The organism is Streptomyces sp. NPDC027663, assembly GCF_055566415.1.
Genome location: NZ_JBVHSK010000011.1, coordinates 58,791 through 81,937 on the forward strand (window position 1 = coordinate 58,791; position 23,147 = coordinate 81,937).

The following is a 23,147-nucleotide window of genomic DNA, read 5'->3' on the forward strand; positions in this document are numbered from 1 at the left end:
GTCCGGCTCCGGTGTCCGGCTCCCGTGTCAGGTTCGAAAGTCGCCGGGTGCGTAGGCGAGGCGGGCTCCGGGCCGGCAGTCGGTGACGTCGACGGTCGCGCCGGGGGCCGGTGGGGCCAGGTGCGGTTCGGCCCAGCTCGCGCGGTACAGCCAGCCGTCCAGTTCGACGTATCCCTGGGGATGCAGGCCTGTGCGTACGGTCGCCGGGCGGACGGGGCCGTCAGGCACGGCGCGCGGGCCGCCCGGGGCGGGCTCCGCACGGTCCGCGGGCCACGGCCGTTGCGGTGCACCTCGCGGCGGCGCGGGCGTGGATGCGGCGGTAGGGGCCGGCGACCAGGAGTCGGTCGCGGGCGTGGGGGCGGGCAGGGTGGCGTCGTCTGCGCCTCCGGCGGCGGAGGCGGGCCGGTACCTGGTCCGGAGGACCGCCAGGACGAACAGCGCGGTCCCGGCGGTGAGCAGCATCACCAGCAGCTTTCCTGCCGGACCGGGGTTTTCCTCGTCGGAGTCGTCCGGCGGGGGCAACTGGAGCCGGTGCAGCTTGACGGGCCCTCCGGCCTTCTCGAGTGCCCCCCGCTCGTGCGGCGCCATACGGGGGTCGGATGCGGGCAGCCCGGCTTCCTTCACCTGAATCCGCTGTCCGTTGCCCTGTTCGAGGAGCCGGCACAGATTCGCCTGGTCATGTGCACAGAGCTTCAGTTTCCTGACGTCGTGCAGGACCGGGTGCGCCGGTGTGCTGATGACGGCGTCCCGGGCGACGACCGCCCTTGCGTCCGCCAGCAGCAGGAGCACCGCCCCGCCCGGCCCGCTGTCGGGTCCCGTCTGGACGACCACGAGTCGCACGTCGTGCTTCTCCTTGGCGGCGAGGACACGCCGCATGCCCTGCTCCACATCGCCGCCGTCCAGGTCGAGCGGCTGCTCCACGGTCACCACGAGGGCGCCGTGCTCCGGGGCCTCGGCGATCGCTTCCGCCGTGCGGTCGAGCTCCGTCGGAACCTCGGTGCCGTCGCCTGCCGAAGCACCCACCAGGGGGACCGTCAGGATGAGCAGCGCCGACAGCGTCGCCAGGGCGCGTCCGACCGCCCGTGCCATATGTCCCCCCGGGTACTCCCCCGATGCCGCGCAGGACCGGTCCTCGCCCCTGCGCGCCGACCGGAACAGCGTGGCAGGGCACAGGTGACCGCCGAGATGGTTGTCGGACAACTTGGGGCCGTGAGCAGGAGTGTGGAGTCGCGTGACGGCGCGCACGAACGCCGTTGTGCGCCGGGGCGCCGCCCTGAGTCGCGCGAGCGGGAACCTGCTTCCGACGTGCTGAGACGGCCGTTCCATGACACTCTCGCCCCCCATCTGCACATGGCTCCCGACCCGCTCCGCACCATGCCACTCACCAGCAGCGGAGATCCCGTCGTATTGCGGAATCGGCCACGGGAGTGGTGCGGTATCAAAGTCCCGGCTCATACCGCGGGGACAGGGGGAAGGCATGGCCGACACTGAAGGCGGGGCCGTGGCCGGGGAGGCCGGGGGTGCCCACGAGCGGCTGATCGGACTGCTGCTGACCGAACAGAAAGGCACCGACCCGGCGCCATACCTCTCCGGGGAACCGAGCACCCAGGACCCCGCGTGGGACAGATGGCTTCAGCCCGCGGCGGCGCTCGCGGCCGGCGAACCCAAGAGGGCCCTGGCTCTCCTGGCGCGTTCCAGGCCCGCGATGCCCGGCCACGCATCGCTGGACAGGGCACTGCGTGCGGCAGCCGTGGCGATGGAGCACAACTGGCACCCGGGCGCGGCGCCCCTCCCCCTCCGGCGCGAAGCCTTCCGCGCACTGACCGATGCCGGCTCCGGGATGGAGGCGGCCATCGCCTCGATCGCGGATCCGCCGGTCCGGCTCTGCGCACATCTCGCCGGGCAGGTCGGCGTCGTGCTGCTCTCCGCCCGCGTGACGCTCGGCCACGCCACGGCCTCGGTCGCGGCAAGGGCCCGGACCTTGCGATACGCAGCGCGGAACGCCTGGACCGAGCGAGAGCCGGCGGACGACGTGCTGCAGCCGCTGGAGTGGTTCGACGGACTGTACGAGGCGCTTCTGGACCTCGGTCACGCGGACGCCCGCGCGTACCACCGGCTGCTCGCGGCCGATCTCCGTGTCCGGGCCGGTGACCGGGCGGCGGCAGCGCCCCTGCTGCGGGAAGCCGAGCAGTGCATCACCGGCAATCACGCCGCCGAGGGCTTCGCTGCATTACTCACCGGTGACTGGGAGCTCGGCCCCCCGGGAACAGCGGAACACTGCGCCCTCGAACCGGCCCCGCCCGGCCCGGAAGTGCTTGCGGCGGCCGCCGACAGCTACGAGCGCGCGGAAGCGTCGTACGGTTCGGCCGGATCCTCGCGCGGCCGGGCGGCGGCGCTGCTGCGCCTCGCCCACACGCACCGGCTCGCCGGCCGGCACACGAAGTGCCGCGATCTTCTCGACCAGGCCCTCGGACTGGCGGTTTCCGCCGGCGACGGCGGGTGCACGGCGCTGCTCCGCGTCCACCGAGCGCTCGACCTGATCGAGGCGGAGGAGCCCGGGGAGGCCGAAGCCGCGGCCGCCGGACAGATCGTCGACTGGGCCACGACGGAGGGCAGTTCGTCATGGCTGCGGGGGCTGCGCCACCTCGTCGAGGCCCGGTCGCGGTATTGGGGCGCGCGGGGCGAGGCCGTCAAGAGCAAACGGGCCGACCTGCTGGCGAACCGGCTCACCGGTGAGCCCGCGGGCGACCGGGGACACCCGGCGGCCCGCGCCACGGCGGGCACCTACCAGCGGGCCGGCCACCGCCTCGCCACGTTCGTGCTCACCGGCATGGAACAGCAGGAACACCTCGACCGCATCCAGCGGCGGACCGACCGGGGCGAGCTGCCCGACCTGGCCGACTGCCTCGGCGTCATCCAGTGCGGCAAGGTCCTCCACGACCAGGCGTCGGCCCTGCGGGACCCTGATCTGATCGCCGCCACACGCTCCTCGACCCAGTCGGCGATCGACGTCGCCGAGCGCCTTCTGACCACCGCGAACGCGAAGGACACGGACACGGCCGACACCGACCCGGTCTCCCCGGAGGCGTTGTGGACCGTGCTCGGCATGCTTGAGTCCGACCTCGTCACCTCCCGTGCCCAGGAGACCTGGTTCCGCTCCCGGCGCGCCCGCTCGGCCGGACTGGTAGCGGAAGCCGACCTCCACGCACACCAGACCCTCCGGGAGGCCGAACGGATCACGGACCCGCTGTTCGCGGGACTCGTGCGCTGCTCCGCCCATCTCGACCTGCGCAACGGGGACGCGGCCCGCGCCGAAGTGGCGGCGATCGAGGAGCACCTCTCCGCGATCCAGGCCGCCGCCCTGTGGCTGAGCGTGGGCGAGCCCGAGCGCGCCGCACCGCATGTGCGCCGGATCGGCGCCGGCGGCCCCGCACCCGCACAGCCCTGGGAACTGCCCGCGATCGAAGCGGACCTGGAGCTGGGCAGGGACGGGTACGACAAGGCGGCCGATCACGCCCTGCGGGGGCTGTCGGCATACGAAGAGCGCCGCATCAGGCTGGCCCGTGACGCGTTGCGCGCCTCGTCCGCCGACGATCCGGTGGTCGCCGGCCTCTATCACGCCGCCGTGCTGTCCCTGCTGGAAGGCCGCGGACCCGACGCGGTCGCTGCCTCCTTCGACCTGGCCGAGCGCACCCGCTCCGGCTTCCTCGACGCCGTGCGCGCCCTCGACTCCGTGGGCGGCGACCGGGCGGCTCACACCGCGGTGAAGAACTGGCTGGCCGCCGAGATCCGCTGGTCCGCGCAGTTCGAGACCGAGGCCGCGGCGATCCGCCGCAGCGCGGTCACCGCGCCGGCCCACGAGCGCAGACGCCGGATCGACGAGGCGGAACGGGCCCTGGACGCGGCCGAGTCGGAGGTACGCAGGCTCGCCCCCGCCGCGTTCACCGCGTCGCACACCACCGAGCCGCCGGACGCCGCCGCCGTCGCCGCCGCACTGCCTCGGGACGCCGTCCTGCTCACCTACCACCTTCACGACGACGACCTCGTCGGCTGGGCCATGACCCGTGAAACCCTGCGCCCGCGGCGCCACGCCCGCTGGGCCCACGGCACTGTCGCGAGCGTGCGCCGGTTCCACGCCTGGTGTGCCGGTGAGGACGGCGGCGGTGACGGCGAAGCCGATGGCCAGGAGCTCGCCCTGCTGCTGCTGGAGCCCTTCCGCCGGCAGCTTCGCGACCGGCGGAAGGTGATCGTGGTCCTGCCGGCCGGTCTCGCGCTGTTGCCCTTCCACGCGCTTCCCTGGCAGGGAGACGTGCTCGGCGCCACCCATGAGGTGTCGTACCTCCCTGCGGCGTCCCTCCTCACCCGGCTCCACCGCCAGCCCCCGGAGCGGCCCTGGCCGGACCTCGACGCACTCCTGGTGGGCAACCCCGCCTGCGCCCCCCGCCTCGGACTGGCGCCCCTGCCCGGCACCGCGGCCGAGACGGTGGAGATCGCCCGGCTGCTGCCCCGCCACCGACTGCTGACGGGAAGTGCCGCGACGCGGGCGGAGGTGCTGCAGGCGGCGAGCAGCTGCGGGGTGCTCCACCTCGCCACCCACGGGCTGGTCGACGACCTCGCTCCCCACCGCGGCCGGCTCCAGCTCGCCGGGGACGACCACTTCGGACTCGCCGACCTGCTCACCGCCGCTCACGCCCCGCAGTTGCTCACCCTGTCCGCCTGCGACACCGGACGCGGTACCGCCACCGCGGGAGGTGACGTCCTCGGGCTGACCCGTGCGGCGCTGATCACGGGCGCGCGGCACGCCGTGGTCTCGCTCTGGCCGGTTCGTGACAGCACTGGCTGCCTGGTGGTCACCCGGACCTACCGCCGTCTCGCCGACGATCCGGCGGCCTCCGTCGGCGCGGCGCTGGCGCAGGCCCGGCTGGAGGTGCGGGACCTGTCGGGTACGGAACGGGACGAGGAGTTCCTGGCGCTCAGCGCCCGGGCCGGCGTGCGTCCGGGACCCGCGTACCGCTCCCGGTCCTGGCCCCGCCTCGGGACCAGGGACAGCGAACAGCTGCGCTCCGCGGAAGCGGACGACCGGCACCCGTACCACTGGGCGCCCTTCATCCACGTGGGGGTATGACATGACACTGCGCGCGGTGCTGATCGGCGCCCAGACATTCGGCCTGACGGGCGTGCACACCGACGTCGAGGTCATGCACCGGGTGCTGGGGAAGCACGGCTTCACCGACATCCGTGCCCACGTCGAGAAGGAGGCGTCCTACGCGGGCATCACACGGGCGCTGCAACAGCTGTGCCGGGACACCAGGTACGGCGACGGTGTCGTCGTCTACTTCTCGGGACACGGCGCGCTCCACGGGGACCTGCAGTACCTTGTGCCCGTCGACATCGAACAGAGCACACCCGACGATTTCAGGGGCTATGTGGCCGCGGAGCTGACCGCCGCGGTCCGTGTGCTCAGCCGTATCACGCCCAACGTCACGTGCGTGCTCGACGCGTGCCACTCCGGTGGAGCGGTGCGCGACGCCGGCCGCGAGCCGGGCCGGTGGCTGCTCAAGTCGGTGGCTCCGCCCAAGGTGATGCACGACGACGGGCTCGCCCGCGCCGCCGCCCTCGCCCGCCGGAACGCCCCGCTGGTCCCGAATGCCGTCAGGCTGTCGGCCTGTCCGCAGCACGGGACGGCGTTCGAGGCCGAGATCCGCCCGGGCGCCGGACGCCAGGGGGTGTTCACTGCCGCACTGGCCGACCTGCTCGACGTACCCGCGGCCCGCACGGTGCCCTGGTCATCGCTGATCGCTCGCGTGCGCGACCGGGTCAAGCAGCGGCAGCCGCTGCAGTGGCCGGACGCCGGAGGGCCCTCCGGGCGGCTGCCGTTCTCCCTGGAAGAGCGCTCGGAACCGGACCGGCTGCCCCTGGTCCGCAGGAACGGCCGGTTCGTCGTCCCCGGTGGCGCTCTGTTCGGCCTCGACCGCAGGGACACGCTGCGCATGGTGTTTCCGCGCGACGGCCTCGGGCGGGACCCGGTGTGCTTCGAAGCCACGGGCCAGGAGCCCGGAGGCGGGGAGCCGGGCGAGGGCACGGCCGAGACGGTGCAGGCCACCGTGGACACGATGGAGGGAGGCGATGCCGTACTGCGTACGGCGTCGAAGACCGATGCGCCCTCCGGTGAATCTCCCCTGCCTGCCGGGCTGTTCACGGCGGAGCTGCCACCTGGCTCGTACGCCCTGCCGCTGCGCGTGCACGATCGCCGGCTGGTGTGCGTCGACGGCCGCGGCCCCGTTGCCGACGCGCTGCGTCGACGGCTCGCCGACTGTCCCCGGCTGGCCGAGACCCGCAAAGGTGCCTTCGCCACCGTCCGTCTCCGCAACGGCACCGCCACCGTGGTGAACGGCGACGGCCTGCCCTTCCGGGAGCCGTCGGAGGCGACTCCGTCTCAACTCGCCCGGCTCACCGGGCTGCTGGAGGACCTGGCACGGGGCGATCGGGTGCGCGCCCTGCGCGACCCGGAGGGCGGGGCCCTGCTGGCCGCCGAAGTGGAGGTCCGGTTCGAGATCGAGGACCCGGCCCGCAGCGGCATCTGGCGCACCCTGCCACGGGTGGGCGAGCGCCTGTACGACCGGGACCGTTACCGCGTCACCGTGACGAACCATGCCGAGGAGCCGCTGTACTTCTGGGTGCTCGGTGTCGGACTGAGCGGTCGTACCACCCCGGTGACCAACGACCAGCCCAGCGGCTACCGTCTCGAACCCCACGGTGCCCCGTACCGCAGCACGCGCACGACGAGGCCTGTCAAGATCACATGGCCCGCAGACGTCCCCCGTTCGGGGGCGCGACCGGAGACCGTGCACCTCCTCGTCGGTGACCGCCCCATGGACCTGAACGTGCTCACGTCGGCCGAGGCCCGCCGGACCGCGGGAGCCATCGAGCCGGCCCTGAAGCCTCTGCTGCAGGAGGTGTGGGGGGCGTTCAGGGATCAAGTCATGGAAGGGGCGGAAGAGTTCCACTACTGCGTCCGCAGCGTGCATGCCGTCGCTCTGCCGTACCCCAGGGAGGCCGGCGCATGAATCCACTGCGCTGAGCCGGCGCTGCGGCGCCGGCCGCGCCGCGCGGGCGGGGCGAGCCGCCGCGGCCGCCCGCCCGCCGCCGGCTCCGACGGTACGCGGCGCGAGCACGGGGAACCGGTCGTCGTTCGACGGCCGGGTTTCGTGCCGTCCTCCTCGCGCAGCGAGCATGTGTTCCCGGGAGTGCCTCCCGGCAGGCGGTGCGGAGCACAACTTCTTTGCCGAACCACGGCTTTGACGCTGACCGGAGCATTACGATGCCGCATGTCGCAACTGCCACAAGGCGCCGGTGAGGTCGGGAAGGTGCCGCTATGCCGGAGAAGCATCCCACAAGCCTGCGGCCCGGGGACCACTGGCCGCACGGCACGCTCCTGGCGGAGCTGGCCGGCTCCGGGGAGGCCGTGCAGGCCCTGCTCTCCCTGGGGACACCCCGTACCTACGCCCCGGGGGAGACACTGCTCGGCGAAGGCCGGCAGGAGACCTTCGTCCTGCTGTTGACGACCGGCGTCACCAAGGTCACGGCCCTCTCCGAGAACGGCGACACGGCTCTGCTGGCAGTCCGGCTCGGTGGAGAAATCGTGGGTGAGTTCGCCGCGTTGGACAACGGACCGAGGTCGGCCACCGTCACCGCGGCAGGTGCGGTGACCGCCCGGCGCATAGGGCAAGGGGACTTCCTCGGCTGCCTGGACCGGTATCCCGCGGCCGCCCTGGCGGTGAGCCGGATGCTCGTGCGCAAGAACCGCTGGTCGGTGCGGCGCAGGGGTGACTTCCGCAGCTGTCCGGTGGCCACCCGCGTGGCCCGGGTCCTCCTCGATCTCGTGGAGGACTACGGCCGGCCGCAGGGGGACGGCGTCCTCATCGGGCCACGCCTGACCCAGGCGGAGATCGCCGGGCTGGTCGGGGCCAGGGAACGCCGCGTGCACCACGTCCTCGGTGAACTGGCCCGCAGGGGCGTCGTCCAGGTCGGCTACAGCCGGCTGACGGTCCTCTCACCGGACGGACTGCGCATGTCCGCCCGGCTGACCGGGACGGACGACGACCCGGTACCGACGCCGAGTACCGGCCGCCGCACAAGAGGTGAGGGGAGCCGTGGAGTTGGGACGTGACCACGCACAGGATGACGAACTGGCCGCCGTCGACCTGCTGGCCCGCGACACGGCGGTACCCAAAGGAGGTGAGCCCGTTCGCGACCGGATCACCGGCGCTTCCCTGGGACGCCCCCTGGCCTACGCCCTGCCCCCGGTCGCCGTCGGCCCCACCGCGATCGGACGAGCGCCGCGCGACATCCTGCTCTGTTTCCCGTTCGACCTCGAGGAACTTCCGGGCGGCCGCGACTACCGGGAGGCGACCCTCACCGTCCGGCTCGACGACGGTTCGCACGCCGTGACCCTGCACCCGGCCCCCGGCAGTACGGCAGCCGACGGAGCCGACGTCGCCGCCTTCGGGCTCGGAAAGGACCGGCTCCAATGGGTGTTCCGGGCGCCCGGGCGCAGCGGTGCGCTGCGCCCCGACGGGCGGTGGGCCCAAGCCGTCGTCCGGCTCCCGGCGGCCTCGACCGGGCTGTCCGGCAGTCTGAGCCTGTCAACGGTCACCGTGCAGCCGGTGCTCGGAGGTACGTTCCGGCGCAGGGAGGCGCAGACCCCGCAGGAGACACCGTTCCGGCTCCCGGCCGCCGACCTCTGGCCCGCCGCCGTACGGCCCACCGATCCACAGGGTGCCCTGCCCGGCGCCTGGGCACTCGCCTCCTACGAGGACAGTGCCTCGGCCGCCGGAGAGCGACTGCCACCGGGACTACGGCGCCTGTGCCTCGCCGTGGACATCGAGAGGTACAGCGTCCGCGACAACACCGACATGGTCCGTGTGCAGCGAGTCCTGCTGCGTGCCCTGCGCGCGGCGTGCCTGCGGGCCGGCATCGACTGGCACAGGTGCGGTCGCCAGGCACAGGGTGACGGCTATCTGCTCGTGTTCGAGCCGGGCGTCGACGAGACCCGGGTCGTACCGGATCTCCTGGACGGCCTCGCCGCGGCGCTGGCCGAGGCCAATGCCACCGCCCGCCCCCCGCAGCGCGTCCGGATGAGGGCCTGCCTGCACCAGGGCATCGTCCACGAGGCGGACAGCGGGTACGCGGGCTCCGCGGTGGTCTCCCTGTTCCGTGTCCTCGACTCCGACCCCGTGCGCCGTACCCTCGCCGACAACCCCGCGACCCACCTGGTCGCCGCCTTCTCGGACGGCCTTTACCAAGACCTCGTCCCCCACGGCTACAGCGGTCTGACCGGCACGGGGTTCCGGCGCGCGGAGATCCACGTGCCGGCCAAGAGCTTCACCGGCGTGGCCTGGATCCGGCCACTCCCCACTCCGGCGCCGCGGGAGAGCCGGGCACATGAACGCCCGGCTCCGGCGGCGGAAGGATGATGCCGCCTTTCGCGACCGCACTCCCCGTCGTCCGCGCTGGACACCACAGCGCAGGGTGGTCCGCGAGGACGCCGGCAGTGCAGGTGCCTGGCTGTCAGGGGCAGCACGCTTCCCTGGTCGGTCGACGCCGCGGGTTGGTCAGCCACGCCGTCCGCTCGTCCGGCTTGATGCCGGGAACGTCTGGTGTATCGCCGGCCACCGCGCGTCGCCGGTTCACCGCGTGGACGAAAGCGGGTTGTGGCGGCGGCTGCACCAGGCGGTGCTGGACAGCTCGGTGCCCGCGGTGAGCTGGACAGGACCTCGGTTGTCGTCGATGCCTCTTCTGGCGGCGGGGCGCGATCGAGACAGCTCAGCCCAGCAGCTCAGCGCTGCCGGCCGGTTCGCGCCGCTGTTGTCCGTTGATGCGGTGCCGTTCGATGGACGAGCGCCGGTACACCTCCTGCCGCACCCGCTGGATCTCGCCGATGGGTCGGTGGTCCTCGCGTGATCGCCACGGCGTGATCGACGTGGCGTCGGCGGCCGCCAGGTTGTCCTTCCCGCCGATCTCCTGGCGCGGGAGATCCACCCGGGCGACCGTCACCCAGGGGGACAGGTCCTCGGGCCATTTGACGGACGTGTTGTCCACCGGCATACGGGCAAGATCGGTGTTGAGCTGGACCTGGAGTTCGAAGGAGTGGTCTCGCTCCGCAGCCTCGGCCACCAGGGTGCGGCGGAATGCCTCATTGTCCGCGCGCACGTCCACGATCTGGTGCGTGAGCGAGGCCAGGGACGCGGCGGTCGGCACAGTACGGATCTTGGCGATGTGGTCGCCGTACCGGAAGGCGCCCATGCTGTTGTAGCTGTACGACAGCAGGTTCCTGCGCGGGACACCGGTGAACGACAGCATGGCGAGCAGTTCGTCCCACAGCCAGCTGTCGGGATCGGTGAGCGTCTGCCGACGGGTCAGGAACTCCGCCATCCAGGTCTTGCGGCGGGCTGGGTCCACGAGGGCCTCGGGCAATTCGGCGAACAAATCCTCGATCACCATGTAGTCGTAGGCCGTGTTCGCGAAGAAGACATCGTTGTTGATCAGGTTGAGGTCGAAGGTGCCGCTGTCTCGTTCGTCGTCCAGCAGCGAGGGGCCGGCAACTCCGAACAGCTTGATGCCCATTCCGCACGCCGCGCCCAGTTGGTGGTCGGGGCGGTCGTGGCCCAAGCCGTTCGAGTAGCGGACGACGGCATCGTAGGCGGTCGGCCGGGCGAAGATTCCCTGCCGGTAGAAGCCAGGATTGTCACCAACCGTGACCGTGGCCCTGAGGAGGCCGTAGGTCTTGCCGTGAGCCGTGCGGACAGCGCGGCCGACGGTCTCGCGCTCGACCGAGGCGCGAGTACGACGCGCCACCTGGGCAACGACCGCTTCCATCTCCTCCCGGTAGGACGGGCGTTCGACGGGTCGGTAGTCCTCGTAGCGGACAGGATTCATTGTGCCGCCTCCCTCTCGTGGTGTACTGCCCACAGACGCTAGTGCCCAATTCGATTGTGCACAATATAATTGTGGGCGATCACACGTCTCCGGCACCGATCGTCTGTGCTGGCTACTCGTCGGCGCCCAGCGCCCGGGATGCACTCAGAGGACGACGGAGAGAAACGGACGGCTCCCAGAAGCAGTCCAGCAGCCACCTGATCTACCTCACGCAGGAGCAGGCAACCCCGGACACCACCTCGTATCGGAGACGGGACGATCCCGTAGCGACGCATCTTGCGGTACATCGTGGCGCGGGAGATCCCGAGGTCCTGGGCGGTCCGCTGGACGTTGGAGTTGCGGTCCATCAACCCACGCAGAATGGCGTCGCGTTCCAGCGCCTCGATGGTGGTGAGGACCTTGTTCGACGACACCCGGCACTCCGGCGGCAGGTCCTCCACGTGGATCGTCCGGCCCGAAGGCCGTCGCGCCAGGCCCCGGCTTCCGCCACCGGGTCGGGTCACCTTCACATTCATTGACCCGCGTAAAGGAGGGGCACAAAACCTCCCCTTAGGGTGACCTGTGGGGAACCAAAGATCCACGCAGGTGAGAGATCACCATTGGGGGACGAGAACGTGGCGGGACTGGTAGGCAGATCGGCGGAGCTCGAACGGCTGGATGCAGTGCTGGCAGGCCTGGGCCGTTCCGGGCTGCCGGAGGTCGTCGACGTCGTCGGTGAACCCGGCATCGGCAAAAGCAGGGTGCTCGACGAGGTGTGCGCGCGGGCCCGCAGGGCCGGGTTCACCGTACTGCGCGGACGGGCCACCGAGTATGAACAGCAGGTTCCTTTCCATCTGTTCACGGACGCGTTCGCCGATGCCGATCTCGGCGCACAGGCCGCCTTCGCCGACCCCGCCTTCGCCGAGGTGCACTCGGTGCTGCACGGCGTCCGGCAGGCCCCGGGCGACGGTTGCGTCGAGAGCGCCGCCGCCCGGTTCGGGCTGCATCGTGCGATCGCAGCGCTCCTGACGCAGCTGGGTGAGCGTGGTCTGGTGCTGGCTCTGGACGACGTGCACTGGGCGGATCCCGCGTCACGCGAGCTCGTGGACCACATGATCCGGCACCCCGCGCGCGGACGCGTCCTGCTGGTCGTGGCCCGGCGGGTCCGGCAGACGCCGACAACCCTGACCGCGGCGCTGACGCGCGGCACGGACAGCGGGACCGTGCTCCACCTCCCCCTGGAGCCGCTCTCCGAACAGGAATCCGTCCTGGCGCTGGCGCCCGACATCGCCGAGGACCAGGCCAAGCGGCTGCACGCCGCCAGCGAGGGCAACCCCTTGTATCTGCTGGCGTTGGGGCACGCCCACCGCACCGGGGCGTCTCTGCCTGGCCACACCCCGGACACCCACGCCGACGCCACGGACGCCGGGTACGCGGCCGGCGTACCCGGCGGGCTCGCGGCGCTGCTGCTGGACGAGTTGGGGACGCTCACCGGGTCGCAGCGCCGGCTCGTGGAGGCGGTCGCGGCGCTCGGCGACCACGCCTCGTCCGCCCTGCTGGCCGTGGTGAGCGAGCTCTCCGTCCGGGACGTGGAGCAGGAGACCACAGCCCTGGTGGCGCGCGATCTGCTGCGCGCCGGGCCGGGCGGCCGGTGGATGTTGCGTCATCCCTTGGTCCGGGCCCTGGTCTACGAGAGGACCGCGCCGGGGCGGCGTGCCGAATTCCACCGCCGCACCGCGCGGGAACTCGCCCGCCGCGGCGCTCCCGCCACCGAGCGGGCCCACCACGTCGCACGGTCGTTGACCGACTGGGATGCCCAGGCCGCGGAGGTGCTCACCGAGGCTGCCGCACGGTTCGCGTCGACTGCGCCGGCCATCGCCGCCCAGCTGCAGGATGTCGTCCTGACCCATATGCCGGACACTCCCGACCGCTTCACGCGACGCGGCGAACTGGTCCTGGCGCGCGCCCGCGCGCTCGGCGTCAGCGGGAACCTACGGGAGAGCCGGGACCTGCTGCACTCCCTCATCGAGACCGCCGGCAAGGACCATCCCGAACTGCGGACGCGGGCCGTCGCCCAGTGCGCCGTGATGGAGCGGCACCTCGGCCACTCCCCCGAGGCCACCGCCCTGCTGCGCCGGGAGCTGTCCCGCGATCCCGGCCCGTCCCCCGCCCAGGCGGTCTCCCTGCGCCTGGCCCTCGGCATGTCCTCCTTGCTGACCGCGTCCTATCCGCAGGCACGCGCGGACGTCGCGCAGGCCGTCGCCGTCGCCCGCGCCCACGACGATCCCACCGGTGAGGCGGCGGCGCTCGCGCTTGCCGCCCTGGGCGAGGCGTACGAGGGCGAGACGGAGGCGGCGGCCGGGTTCGCCGACTCCGCCGCGTCACTCGCGGACTCGCTGACCGATCCCGGCATCGCCGGTCTGTGCGAGGCGCTGGTCTGGCTGTCCTGGGCGGAAACCCTGCTGGAGCGCTACGCCGATGCCGAGCGGCACATCACCCGGGGGCTGGGCATCGCCCGCCGCACCGGACAACTCCACGTCCTGCCCCATCTGTTGACGAGCCGGGCCTTCGTCCACCTCACCACCTGCCGTCTGCCGTCAGCGCTGGAGGCCGCCGAGGAGGCGGAGTCCATCGCCCGGGCCGCGGGCAGCGACGACCTTCTGGGCTTCACCCTTGCCATCAAGACGCTGGTGCTGTTGCTGGCCCGACCGCTGGGCGACGGAAGCGCCCTGGCCACCGGTGAGGAGGCCACCGCCGCGGCCGGCCGCAGCAGGGGCTGGTGGTCGTCGCTGGCCTGGTGCATGCTCGGGCACGCGGCCTTCGTCAGCGGTGACCCTCATCGCGCCCAGGAGGCCATCACGACGGCAGGCGGCGGCCCCGAACTGCCCCTGCTGCAGCCGTCGATCCGTCCGGGCCAGCTCGACACGCTCGCGGCCGCGGCCCTCACCGCCGGGGACGTCGAGGCGGCCGGCCGCTGGGCCGCCCAGGCCACCCACGAGGCCGGCCGGCTCGGCCTCGACGGTCAGCGCGCGGCCGCCCTGCGCGCCCAGGCCACACTGGCCGAGCACCACGGCGAGACGGGCAAGGCCGTACGGCTCCTCGACGCGGCGGCGCAGGAATACGTCCGCTGCGGCCAGACCCTGTGGGAGGCGTATTCCTTGCTGCGAGCGGCACCCTTGGTGCAGCGCTCCGGGCAGGGAGCGCGCGCCGCCGCGATGTGGCACCGGGCGCACCGCATCGCCGTCGGCGGCGGCGCACGCCTGCTGGTGGACCTCGCCGAACTGATCCGCCCCCAGGTGATGGCGGAGACACCGGCGCTCCCGGCGCAGCTCGCGGAACTGACCGTGCGTGAGCTGGAAGTGGCCGAGCTGGTGGCGCAGGGGCTGAGCAACCAGGACATCGCCGCCCGGCTCCACCTCAGCCGACGCACGGTCGAGACCCACCTGTCCTCGATCTACCGCAAGGCGTCGGTGCCGTCCCGCGCGGCCCTGGCCGGACTCATGACCCGCGTCGGACTGGGAGCCGGGTCGTGAGCGACGCCGGTGGGTCAGTTGTCGGCGCAGGTCTCGGCCGCCTGCGGCTGCGGCGCCGGGATCACCACAACGGCGACGGCGACCGTGGCGAGCCACACCCCGTACAGCACCACCGGGCGTGCCCGGCGCCGCGAGGCCACCCACGTGATCCCTCCTGCCGCTGACCCCGCGGCCGGCACCGCCATCCACAACACGCCCTGCTCCAGTGCGGCAGCACGGAACTGACCGCTGACCTGCGGGTCATCGGCCCAGGAGAACTGGATGAACGCCCAGCACACGACGCTGACCACCAGGACTGCCAGGACCTGCGCCGAGTTCCGGGCCCGGGGCGTGCCCGGGAAGGACGCGGGCCGGGGGGATCCCTGCATCGCCTCAGTGTGGCGGTGCCGTGGGGACTGGCGCATCCGTGGAATTACGTACTCAACGCCACCTCCGCACCGAACACCCTGCGACATGGCGAAACCCGTAGTCGATTACGTGTTTCCACTGAGGCCGCCGCCCCCGCCGCCGTCTACGTTCGACCAGTCGGACAACTCAAGCGGTGCAGAGGGGAATGCGTGAGAGGCAACGCCCACGGCGTACGGGGTAGTTGGGTGACACTCCTGGTGACGGGGAGTCTGCTGGCCGGGTGTTCGGCTCATGGGGCGGACGGCGGGTCCCCGCGGCAGAGCGGGGGGTCCGCGCACACCGCCTCGCCGCAAGCCACGGCGCGCCCGTCCGGCGGGTCGACCGCCACCCCCGTCTTCACACCCGACGCGTCCTTCGTCCCCAGAACCTCGAAGGACGGACAGAGGCTGGTGGACTCGGTGGTGTTCACTCCGGGTGACTGGGGGCGGGGCTTTGTCGCCCAGGATCCTGCCGTGAGCCGGCCGGGCACCTGGGCCGTGCTGGACGACGGCTGCCGCTGGGAGCGGGAGAAGGCTCCTCGGGGAGTGCTGGCCAGCCTGTCCCGCTACAGCCTGCTGCCCGCCGGCGGCTCCGAGGGTGCCGTCAAGGTGACCGCCGCGGCCACGGCACACTCCTCCGCCCTTGGCGCCGACGAACAACTGAGCACCACCCTGGAGGAAGTCCTGCGCTGCCCGGAGCAGCACCCCCGGGCCGACGCCCGGATCACAGGCCTGAACTCGCTCGGCACCCCCTTCGGCGCCCGCGAGCAGGAGTACGCCGATGACTCCGTGCTGGAGGCCGGGCAGTACGTCGAGGAGGACGGTGCCGCGCAGCCGTACCGGTGGATGGTCGCACGGCTGGGCACGGTCGTCGTGGCCGTCTCCGTGACGGGCGCGAAGGGGCACACCGAGCAGGAACTCCAACAAATGGGCGCCGACGTCCTGGGGCAGATGCTGGTGCGCGTCCAGCAGCGGTTGAAGGGGAAGTGATGGAGCCGTTGCGTACTTCCGATCCGTCCAGGCTGGCGGGTCATCGACTGCTCGGGCGGCTCGGCGCGGGCGGGATGGGTGTGGTCTACCTGGCCCGCTCGGCGGATGGTTCGCTGGTCGCACTGAAGGTGATCCAGGCCGAGTACGCCGAGGACGCCGGCTTCCGGGAACGGTTCCGCAGGGAGGCGGAGACCGCCCGCCGGATGACCAGTCCTTGGGTGGCGTCCCTCGTCGACGCGGACCCGGATGCGGCGCAGCCCTGGCTGGCCACTGCCTTCGTGCCGGGACCCTCGCTCGGTGAGGCCGTCGCGGCCCACGGGCCGTTGCCCGTACGAGGCCTGCGTGTACTGGGGACGCGGCTCGCCCAGGCGTTGGGGGACCTGCACGGCGTCGGCCTCGTGCACCGGGACGTCAAGCCGGGCAATGTGCTTCTGGCGCTCGACGGGCCCCGGCTGATCGATTTCGGTGTGGCCCGCGATCCGCAGGACACCGCGCTCACCTCGACCGGTGTGGTGGTCGGTACTCCCGGCTTTCTGCCACCCGAACAGGCTCGGGGCACAGAAGGGTTGGCTGCGCCCGGCGACATCTTCTCGCTCGGCTGCGTGCTGGCCTTCGCGGCCACCGGCCGTCCTCCGTTCGGCACCGGCTCGCCGGCCGCGCTGCTGTACCGCACCGTGCACGACGCCCCAGACCTGGAGGGCGTGCCCCGGCCGCTCGCCGAGGTGGTGCGCGGCTGCCTGGAGAAGGACCCGCGGCTGCGGCCCACGGCGGAGGCGCTGTCGGAGACGCTCACGGTCACCGCGTCCGAAACGCCACCCGACCCACGGAAGGCGCTGCAGGCGGTGCGTCCCGCGACCCCGCAGGACACCGACGCGCCGGATGCGGTCGCCGACGGCGAGGCCGAGCAGGCGGCCGACGGGCGACTCCCCGCGGACGACGCCTGGTTGCCCGAGCCGTTGGTCCGGCTGATCGCGGAACGCTCGGCGGCCGGCCTCGCCCTGCCCGCCGTCGACGTGACCGAGGTCGACCCCGCGTCCGCCGGCACCGCCCCGCCGGACACCGCGGCCGCGCAGCCGGCGGCCCGTGCCGTCGGCAGACGCCGGTTCCTGCTCCTGACCGGAGGCGCGGCGGTCGTCGCGGCCGGGGGTGGACTGGCGGCGTGGGCGGGGCTCGACGGGGAAGGCGGCGGCGAGGACGACGCCACGCCGACGGCCACGGGTCCGGTGTACACCCTCGGTCTGCACGCTGATCTGACGGGTGACCAGAAGGCAGTCGGCCGGGCTCAGGATCGAGGGCTGCGGCTCGCGGTCCACGAGTTCAACTCCCGTGCGGGCAAGTCCTTCACCCTCGCCGTGAAGACGGTGGACGACGGTGGCGACCCGACCCGGGCACCCAGGGCGGCCAAGGAACTCGTCGCCGACCGTTCCGTGCTGGCGGTGATCGGTCCCACCACGGACGCCACCGCCCTGGCCTCGCTGGCGACGTACGACGCCGCGTCGCTGCCGCTGATCGCGGTGACGCCCGGCGCCACCGCGCTGCAAGTGATGGGCAGTCGGTCCTTCCTGCACGCCCGGGTGACGGACACGCTGCTGCCCTTCTATCTGGACGCGTACCTGCGCGGTACGGCGAAGTCGCGCACGGTCGGGATCGTCGACGACCGGGCGGCGGACGCCTACGCCTGGGAGATCAGCAGCACCCTCACCACCCTCCTTCGCAAGGTCCCGATGCCTGCCGTGCCCAAGGTGGTCAGCGCACTGCGCACCGACTTCGGGCCGACCCTGGACGCCCTGCTGGACGGGGGCGCCGACTCGGTGGTCTTCGCCGGATACCACGACCGGGCCGCGCTGCTGGCCAGGGAGCTGACCAGCCGTGACTTCGCGGGAGTCAGGGCAGCCGCCCAAGGGGTGCTCGACGCCCGGTTCCTGTCCGCCGCGGGGGACGCGGCCGACGGCTGGGTGATCGTCGCCCCGGCCATGGACGCAACCGTGGCGCCTGAGGCGAAGGCGTTCAGGGCTGCCCACCGCAAGCTCTTCGGAGCGGAGCCAGAGCGGTACGCCGTGGAGACGTACGACGTGGCGCAGTTCGCCGTGAAGACGTTGCGGTCGCTGAGCGTGGGGCGCCGCACGCGGCAGACTCTGACGACGGCACTGCGATCGGGGTCGCACAAGGGCATCGCCCGGAACCTCGCATTCTCCAAGGAGACCGGGGCGCTGGTGCCCGACGGCAGCGGAGTCCACCTGTGGAAGGTCGAAGGCGGCAGATTCGCGTACCAGGGACCGGCGCCGTACCAGGTGGCCGGCTGATGGGGCGTTGATGGAGCCGTTGCGCGGAGCCGACCCGGCCAGGATCGCGGGTCACCGGCTGCTGCGCCGCCTCGGCGCGGGCGGCATGGGTGTGGTCTACCTGGCCCGCTCCGGTGGGGGTTCGCTCGTCGCGGTTAAGGTCATCCGCGCCGCACACGCGGACGACCCGGGCTTTCGGGCCCGCTTCCGCCGCGAGGTGGAGACGGCGGGCCGGGTGGCGAACCCCTGGGTCGTGCCGCTGCTCGACGCGGACCCGGACGCGGAGTCGCCGTGGCTGGCAACGGAGTTCGTGCCGGGGCCCTCCCTCGCGGAAGCGGTGGAGGAGTGCGGCCCTCTGCCGTACCGGAGTGCCCGCGTCCTGGGGGCGCGGCTGGCCGAGGCGCTGGAGGCGGTGCACGGGGCGGGTCTGGTGCACCGGGACGTCAAGCCGGCCAATGTGCTGCTCGCGGTCGACGGGCCGCGGATGATCGACTTCGGGATCGCCCGGCCGCTGGAGGACACCGCACTCACCGCCAGCGGGATGGTGGTCGGCTCCCCCGGCTTCCTCTCCCCCGAACAGGCCCAGGGGCAGGGCCGGGAGATCGGGCCGGCCAGCGACGTATTCTCGCTCGGCTGTCTGCTGGCGTACGCGGTGACGGGCGAGCGCCCCTTCGGGTGGGGCTCGGCGGCCGAGGTGCTGGTGCGTACGGTCCACGACGAGCCGGACCTGGACGCCGTACCGACGCCGTTGCTGCCGCTGCTGCGGGACTGCCTGGCGAAGGAGCCCGGCGCCCGCCCCACCGTGCCCGAGGTCCAAGCGGCTCTGGACCGTGCGGGCGAGGCCGGTGGCTGGTTGCCGGAGTCGCTCACCCGGCTGATCGCACGCCGTTCGGCCGCCGTCCTCGCTCTGCCCGCGGTCGAGGCGACCGAGGTGTCCGGCGCCCCGGCAGGCGCCGACACGATGCCGGGCTCGCAGGAACGGCCGAAGGGCGCCACGCGGCGCCGCCTGCTGATGCTGGGCTCGTCCGCCGGGGTCGTGGCGGCGGGTGCCACGGCCACCTGGTGGACCGCGGGTCGCCCCCGCCGTGCGCCGGCGCAAGGGGGCGGCACACGGCTTCCGGAGCAGGTGGTCGCCCTGCACGCCGATCTGACGGGAGACCAGAAGACGGCCGGCCTGGCGCAGGAGAACGGCGTCCGGCTCGCCGTCGACCACCTCAACCACCGTGCCGACCGCGGCTTCGACCTCACCCTCCAGGTGCACGACGACGCGGGCAGCACCACCCGGGCACAGCAGATCTCGCGGCAACTGTCGGCCGACGGCCGGGTCCGCGCGGTGATCGGGCCGACCACCGACGCCTGCGCCAAGGCCGTCCTTGAGCAGTACCGGAAAGCGCTGCTGCCCATGGTCTGCGTGTCGGTCGGGCTCGACGGAGTGTCCGCCGGAAGGTACCGGACGTACGCGGCCACCCGGCCCCCCGACCGCAACTTGGCGGCACCCCTGATCGCCCACCTCGTCCGCACCGTCCGAACGCGCAGAACGGTGCTGATCGACGACGCGGCCCAGGGCGACTTCAGCTGGGAGCTCTGCGCGGACGTCGCCCAGGCGCTCCGGTCCGGGCAGCGCACCACGACCCGGCGCACCCTCGCCGCCGAGGACGACACGGCCGACGACTTCCGTGCCCTCGCCGAGACGGTGACCGGCTGGAAGGCGGACGCAGTGCTGTTCGCCGGAGGATTCGAACGCGCGACGAAACTGGCGCGAGCACTGCGCGCAGCCGGCTACTCCGGAGCCCGGTTGGCCACCCAACGCGCCCTCGACACCCGCTTCTTCACCGTGGCCGGGGACGCCGCCGAGGGCTGGGTCTTCGCCACCGCCTTCCTCGATCCGACCCGTGTGACGGCGGCGAAGTCCTTCGTCGCCGACTACCGCCACCGCTTCGGCACCGCCCCGCCCTGGTACTCCGCGGAGGCCTACGACGCGACACTCTTCGTGGCCCGCGCGCTGACGACGCTGGGCGCGTCCCTCACTGAACGGGGACCGCTCGTGGGGCGGCTGCGGGAGACCGACTACCGAGGAATCACCAAGCGACTGCGCTACACGGGCTCAAGCGCCGGCTACACCACGAAGGCGATGTACCTCTTCCAGGCGTCCGGTGGCCGCTTCCGCTTTCTGGGCCAGTTCGAGGACGCCACGGCCTGACCCGCGCGGCGGAGCCCGATCGCGTCACGGCTCCTCGGCCGCGCTGTGCGTGATCCTGTCCTCGAAGGCCTCCAGCACTTCTGCAGCCATGGCTCCACCCCCCTTGTCTCCCTCGACCCTGAACCAGATCAGATCGTTGGTCACGAGGATGACACCGGAGGCCAAAGGCCACTCGCCGGTTGTGGCTGTCCTTCACGGCCGTCTTCCCCAGCCGCTGAGCCCGCCCTCCCGGCGCACAAGGAAGTGCCGCACATGAGCCCCCGGTTCACCGAGCGCTGATGGTGTCGAGGACCCCCGCTTCTTCGATCAGACCGACGGGCCGCAGCCGCCCGACGAACACCGCTGACGGGGCATGTCCACCGTCGCCGCACTCAGCACATGGCTCATCCGCACCAACCGCAGCCGTAACGGATCCCGGACACACCGGTACGAACACGGGAGCGTCGTCCAATTCCTCCGGACGAGATCGGTGATCTCGCCCTTCAGGGCGGAACCGAGCACCCGCTTGGTCAGCTGCAGGCCCTCGCCGCGGGCCCGGTAACCAGCATCGCGACGAGCCGCTCGTCCGACGCGGCCGACGTCATCGCACCACCAGCCGATTCCTCCGCGGACTCGCGCCCGATCATCGTCTCGCTCACGTGGCGTCTCTCCCTTGATCACCAGATCCGCCGCTGATTGGACAGTCTCCAGGCCCCCGAGAGGACGTTCAGCGCTCCGGGGCACCGTCTCCAGCGAGCGCGACGAGGTCCGGAAGCACCCCCGCCAGTTCCTCCAGCAGCCTGTCCATGTCCACCACGTCCGGCAGCGGGTGGTGAACGAAGCAGACCTCGTCCTTCGTCACCGAGACCGCCGGTCCGGCGAGCTTGACCAGGCGCTCGGGCAGCTCCGTGGCATAGAACCGCTCGGTCGTCCCCGCGCAGTCGTCGCTCATCGGCAGGTACGGCGCATCCTTGTGGACGGTGAGTCCGAGTTCCGCCGCACTCCAATTGCGCTCCAGACGCAGGTTCGGTCCGCTGCCCGGCACCTCGAACACGACGACCAACCGGTGGGCGTCGACCTTGCTCGTCAGGTTCTCAACGAGCCTGGCGACGGTGACCAGCGACCACTGCTCGTCGGACAGGTCGATCTTGTAGGGCTTGGGCACGCCCACGGCGACCAGCCCAGCCCGCCACGGCCGCCGAGGACAGCACCAATTTGTCTCCTCTTCAAGCCTCTCCGCCACCCCTCCACGAGCTGGCATGGAGGCTCGACGCATAACCCTGCCTCGAACTATGTTGCCCCACCACATGTGCCCCTGACGTGCGGCTTCCTACCGTGTGCCGACACATACCCGTCCCCACCGCACACGAGGAAGTGGCGCACATGGCCTCCGAAGCAACATCCGCTCCCCCACCTCCCGCCAGACTCCCCAGAATCGTCGCCGCCAGTCTCATCGGGACCACCATCGAGTGGTACGACTTCTTCCTCTACGGCTCCGCCGCCGCGCTGGTGTTCAACAAGCTGTTCTTTCCGGACTCCGATCCGCTGGTCGGGACGCTGCTGTCGTTCCTGACGTACGCCGTGGGGTTCGCGGCCCGTCCGCTGGGTGCGCTCGTGTTCGGGCACTACGGTGACCGACTGGGGCGGAAGAAACTGCTCGTGCTCAGCCTGGTGCTGATGGGCGGGGCGACGTTCGCCATCGGGCTGCTGCCCACGCACGCCACCGTAGGAAGCGCCGCTCCGGTGCTGCTCACCGCGCTACGGCTGGTGCAGGGATTCGCGCTCGGTGGCGAGTGGGGCGGCGCCGTGCTGCTGGTGTCGGAGCACGGGGACGCGCGGCGGCGCGGCTTCTGGGCCTCGTGGCCGCAGACCGGCGCGCCGGCCGGGCAGTTGCTCGCCACCGGCGTGCTCTCGCTGCTCACCGCCGTACTGTCCGACGACGCCTTCGGAACCTGGGGCTGGCGGATACCGTTCCTGCTGTCCGGCGTGCTCGTCATCGTCGGTTTGTGGATTCGTCTGTCTGTCGATGAATCACCGGTCTTCAAGGACGCGTTGGAGCGGGCCGAGGCACGGCGGGACGTGGAGCCCGAGAAGCTGCCGCTCGTTTCCGTGCTGCGCCACCACTGGCGTGACGTGCTCGTGGCGATGGGCGCCCGGATGGCGGAGAACATCAGCTACTACGTCATCACAGCGTTCATCCTCGTGTACGCGACCACCGCGGCCGGCGTCTCCAAGCAGACCGCGCTCAACGCCGTGCTGATCGGCTCCGCCGTGCACTTCGCCGTCATCCCGGCCTGGGGCGCGCTGTCGGACCGGATCGGGCGGCGGCCGGTCTATCTGCTGGGCGCGGCCGGTGTCGGGCTGTGGATGTTCCCGTTCTTCGCGCTCGTGGACACCGGGTCGTTCGGCTACCTGATCCTCGCGGTGACCGTCGGACTCGTGCTGCACGGTGCCATGTACGCGCCCCAGGCCGCGTTCTTCGCCGAGATGTTCGCCACCCGGATGCGGTACTCGGGTGCGTCCATCGGCGCCCAGTTCGCCTCCGTGGCCGCCGGTGCACCCGCTCCGCTCATCGCCACCGCGCTGCTCGCCGACTACGACAGCTCCACGCCGATCGCGCTCTACGTGATCGCCGCCTCCGTGCTGACCCTGGTCGCCGTGGCTCTCGCGCGCGAGACGCGGCACCGTGACCTGGCGCGGGTGGAGGAGGGAAGCGGCGAGTCCTCGGGGGCGAGTCCGGCCGCACCGGCACGGACCGTCTGACCGTCTGGCCGTCAGCCTCGCGTACCGGCCGCCTGTGCGTACCGGCCGCCTGCGCGTACCGGCCGCCTGTGGCCGGGCGCTCGGGGCACGGCGCTCG

The 23,147-nt window shown here is 72.2% G+C and carries 15 protein-coding genes; 9 read left to right on the forward strand and 6 right to left on the reverse strand.

Annotated features, from left to right (window positions below):
• Positions 1 to 27 precede the first annotated feature (27 nt).
• Positions 28 to 1,089 carry a hypothetical protein gene (locus ACZ4SF_RS26315; RefSeq protein ID WP_468388705.1) on the reverse strand — a complete coding sequence of 354 codons (1,062 nt, stop codon included), beginning with the start codon at positions 1,087 to 1,089 and terminating at the stop codon, positions 28 to 30.
• 388 nt (positions 1,090 to 1,477) lie between these two features.
• Between ACZ4SF_RS26315 and ACZ4SF_RS26320 the strand changes: the two genes are divergently transcribed.
• From ACZ4SF_RS26320 to ACZ4SF_RS26335, 4 genes are all read left to right on the forward strand, one after another.
• The gene (locus ACZ4SF_RS26320) at positions 1,478 to 5,125 is read left to right on the forward strand and encodes a CHAT domain-containing protein (protein WP_468388707.1); all 3,648 of its coding nucleotides are present in this window, start codon (positions 1,478 to 1,480) and stop codon (positions 5,123 to 5,125) included.
• A 1-nt stretch (position 5,126) separates the two neighbouring features.
• On the forward strand, positions 5,127 to 7,067 hold the full coding sequence (locus ACZ4SF_RS26325) for a caspase family protein (protein ID WP_468388709.1): 1,941 nt from the start codon (positions 5,127 to 5,129) through the stop codon (positions 7,065 to 7,067).
• A gap of 308 nt (positions 7,068 to 7,375) precedes the next feature.
• A complete protein-coding gene (locus ACZ4SF_RS26330) occupies positions 7,376 to 8,170 on the forward strand; it encodes a Crp/Fnr family transcriptional regulator (RefSeq protein WP_468388711.1) in 795 nt (264 codons plus the stop codon).
• Positions 8,154 to 9,476 (forward strand): hypothetical protein, encoded by a 1,323-nt coding sequence (locus ACZ4SF_RS26335; protein ID WP_468388713.1) that lies wholly within the window; start codon positions 8,154 to 8,156, stop codon positions 9,474 to 9,476. The genes ACZ4SF_RS26330 and ACZ4SF_RS26335 overlap by 17 nt, the downstream gene beginning before the upstream one ends.
• Before the next feature lie 349 nt (positions 9,477 to 9,825).
• On the opposite strand, the gene ACZ4SF_RS26340 is transcribed toward ACZ4SF_RS26335, so the two are convergent.
• Positions 9,826 to 10,938, reverse strand: a complete 1,113-nt coding sequence (locus ACZ4SF_RS26340) for a catalase family protein (protein ID WP_468388715.1) — start codon at positions 10,936 to 10,938, stop codon at positions 9,826 to 9,828.
• A 38-nt stretch (positions 10,939 to 10,976) separates the two neighbouring features.
• A complete protein-coding gene (locus ACZ4SF_RS26345; protein ID WP_468388717.1) occupies positions 10,977 to 11,453 on the reverse strand; it encodes a helix-turn-helix domain-containing protein in 477 nt (158 codons plus the stop codon).
• Between the two features lie 99 nt (positions 11,454 to 11,552).
• Here ACZ4SF_RS26345 and ACZ4SF_RS26350 point away from each other — a divergent pair, with 99 nt between their 5' ends.
• Positions 11,553 to 14,450: a helix-turn-helix transcriptional regulator gene (locus ACZ4SF_RS26350; protein ID WP_468388719.1), complete on the forward strand. Its 2,898-nt coding sequence runs from the start codon at positions 11,553 to 11,555 to the stop codon at positions 14,448 to 14,450.
• 14 nt (positions 14,451 to 14,464) lie between these two features.
• On the opposite strand, the gene ACZ4SF_RS26355 is transcribed toward ACZ4SF_RS26350, so the two are convergent.
• Positions 14,465 to 14,818, reverse strand: coding sequence for a hypothetical protein (locus tag ACZ4SF_RS26355; RefSeq protein ID WP_468388721.1), 354 nt, complete (start codon positions 14,816 to 14,818; stop codon positions 14,465 to 14,467).
• A gap of 492 nt (positions 14,819 to 15,310) precedes the next feature.
• On the opposite strand from ACZ4SF_RS26355, the gene ACZ4SF_RS26360 reads away from it, so the two are divergent.
• The 3 genes from ACZ4SF_RS26360 to ACZ4SF_RS26370 are packed head-to-tail and all read left to right on the forward strand — an operon-like array spanning position 15,311 to position 20,308.
• Positions 15,311 to 15,826 (forward strand): hypothetical protein, encoded by a 516-nt coding sequence (locus ACZ4SF_RS26360; protein ID WP_468388723.1) that lies wholly within the window; start codon positions 15,311 to 15,313, stop codon positions 15,824 to 15,826.
• Positions 15,826 to 18,129: a bifunctional serine/threonine-protein kinase/ABC transporter substrate-binding protein gene (locus ACZ4SF_RS26365; protein WP_468388725.1), complete on the forward strand. Its 2,304-nt coding sequence runs from the start codon at positions 15,826 to 15,828 to the stop codon at positions 18,127 to 18,129. Before ACZ4SF_RS26360 ends, ACZ4SF_RS26365 begins: the two co-directional genes overlap by 1 nt.
• Before the next feature lie 10 nt (positions 18,130 to 18,139).
• Positions 18,140 to 20,308 carry a bifunctional serine/threonine-protein kinase/ABC transporter substrate-binding protein gene (locus tag ACZ4SF_RS26370; RefSeq protein ID WP_468388727.1) on the forward strand — a complete coding sequence of 723 codons (2,169 nt, stop codon included), beginning with the start codon at positions 18,140 to 18,142 and terminating at the stop codon, positions 20,306 to 20,308.
• 509 nt (positions 20,309 to 20,817) lie between these two features.
• On the opposite strand, the gene ACZ4SF_RS26375 is transcribed toward ACZ4SF_RS26370, so the two are convergent.
• Both ACZ4SF_RS26375 and ACZ4SF_RS26380 read right to left on the reverse strand, forming a co-directional pair.
• On the reverse strand, positions 20,818 to 20,946 hold the full coding sequence (locus ACZ4SF_RS26375) for a hypothetical protein (protein ID WP_468388729.1): 129 nt from the start codon (positions 20,944 to 20,946) through the stop codon (positions 20,818 to 20,820).
• Positions 20,947 to 21,014: 68 nt separating this feature from the next.
• On the reverse strand, positions 21,015 to 21,458 hold the full coding sequence (locus tag ACZ4SF_RS26380; RefSeq protein WP_468388731.1) for a hypothetical protein: 444 nt from the start codon (positions 21,456 to 21,458) through the stop codon (positions 21,015 to 21,017).
• A 212-nt stretch (positions 21,459 to 21,670) separates the two neighbouring features.
• Here ACZ4SF_RS26380 and ACZ4SF_RS26385 point away from each other — a divergent pair, with 212 nt between their 5' ends.
• Positions 21,671 to 23,050 (forward strand): MFS transporter, encoded by a 1,380-nt coding sequence (locus ACZ4SF_RS26385; RefSeq protein ID WP_468388733.1) that lies wholly within the window; start codon positions 21,671 to 21,673, stop codon positions 23,048 to 23,050.
• Positions 23,051 to 23,147: the final 97 nt, after the last annotated feature.

What these genes read in the sequence shown, in the direction of transcription:
- ACZ4SF_RS26315 (WP_468388705.1), bottom strand. Translation starts at nt 1,089, where the DNA reads ATGGCACGGGCGGTCGGACGCGCCCTGGCGACGCTGTCGGCGCTGCTC.
- ACZ4SF_RS26320 (WP_468388707.1), top strand. Translation starts at nt 1,478, where the DNA reads ATGGCCGACACTGAAGGCGGGGCCGTGGCCGGGGAGGCCGGGGGTGCC.
- ACZ4SF_RS26325 (WP_468388709.1), top strand. Translation starts at nt 5,127, where the DNA reads ATGACACTGCGCGCGGTGCTGATCGGCGCCCAGACATTCGGCCTGACG.
- ACZ4SF_RS26330 (WP_468388711.1), top strand. Translation starts at nt 7,376, where the DNA reads ATGCCGGAGAAGCATCCCACAAGCCTGCGGCCCGGGGACCACTGGCCG.
- ACZ4SF_RS26340 (WP_468388715.1), bottom strand. Translation starts at nt 10,938, where the DNA reads ATGAATCCTGTCCGCTACGAGGACTACCGACCCGTCGAACGCCCGTCC.
- ACZ4SF_RS26345 (WP_468388717.1), bottom strand. Translation starts at nt 11,453, where the DNA reads ATGAATGTGAAGGTGACCCGACCCGGTGGCGGAAGCCGGGGCCTGGCG.
- ACZ4SF_RS26355 (WP_468388721.1), bottom strand. Translation starts at nt 14,818, where the DNA reads ATGCAGGGATCCCCCCGGCCCGCGTCCTTCCCGGGCACGCCCCGGGCC.
- ACZ4SF_RS26365 (WP_468388725.1), top strand. Translation starts at nt 15,826, where the DNA reads ATGGAGCCGTTGCGTACTTCCGATCCGTCCAGGCTGGCGGGTCATCGA.
- ACZ4SF_RS26370 (WP_468388727.1), top strand. Translation starts at nt 18,140, where the DNA reads ATGGAGCCGTTGCGCGGAGCCGACCCGGCCAGGATCGCGGGTCACCGG.
- ACZ4SF_RS26385 (WP_468388733.1), top strand. Translation starts at nt 21,671, where the DNA reads ATGGCCTCCGAAGCAACATCCGCTCCCCCACCTCCCGCCAGACTCCCC.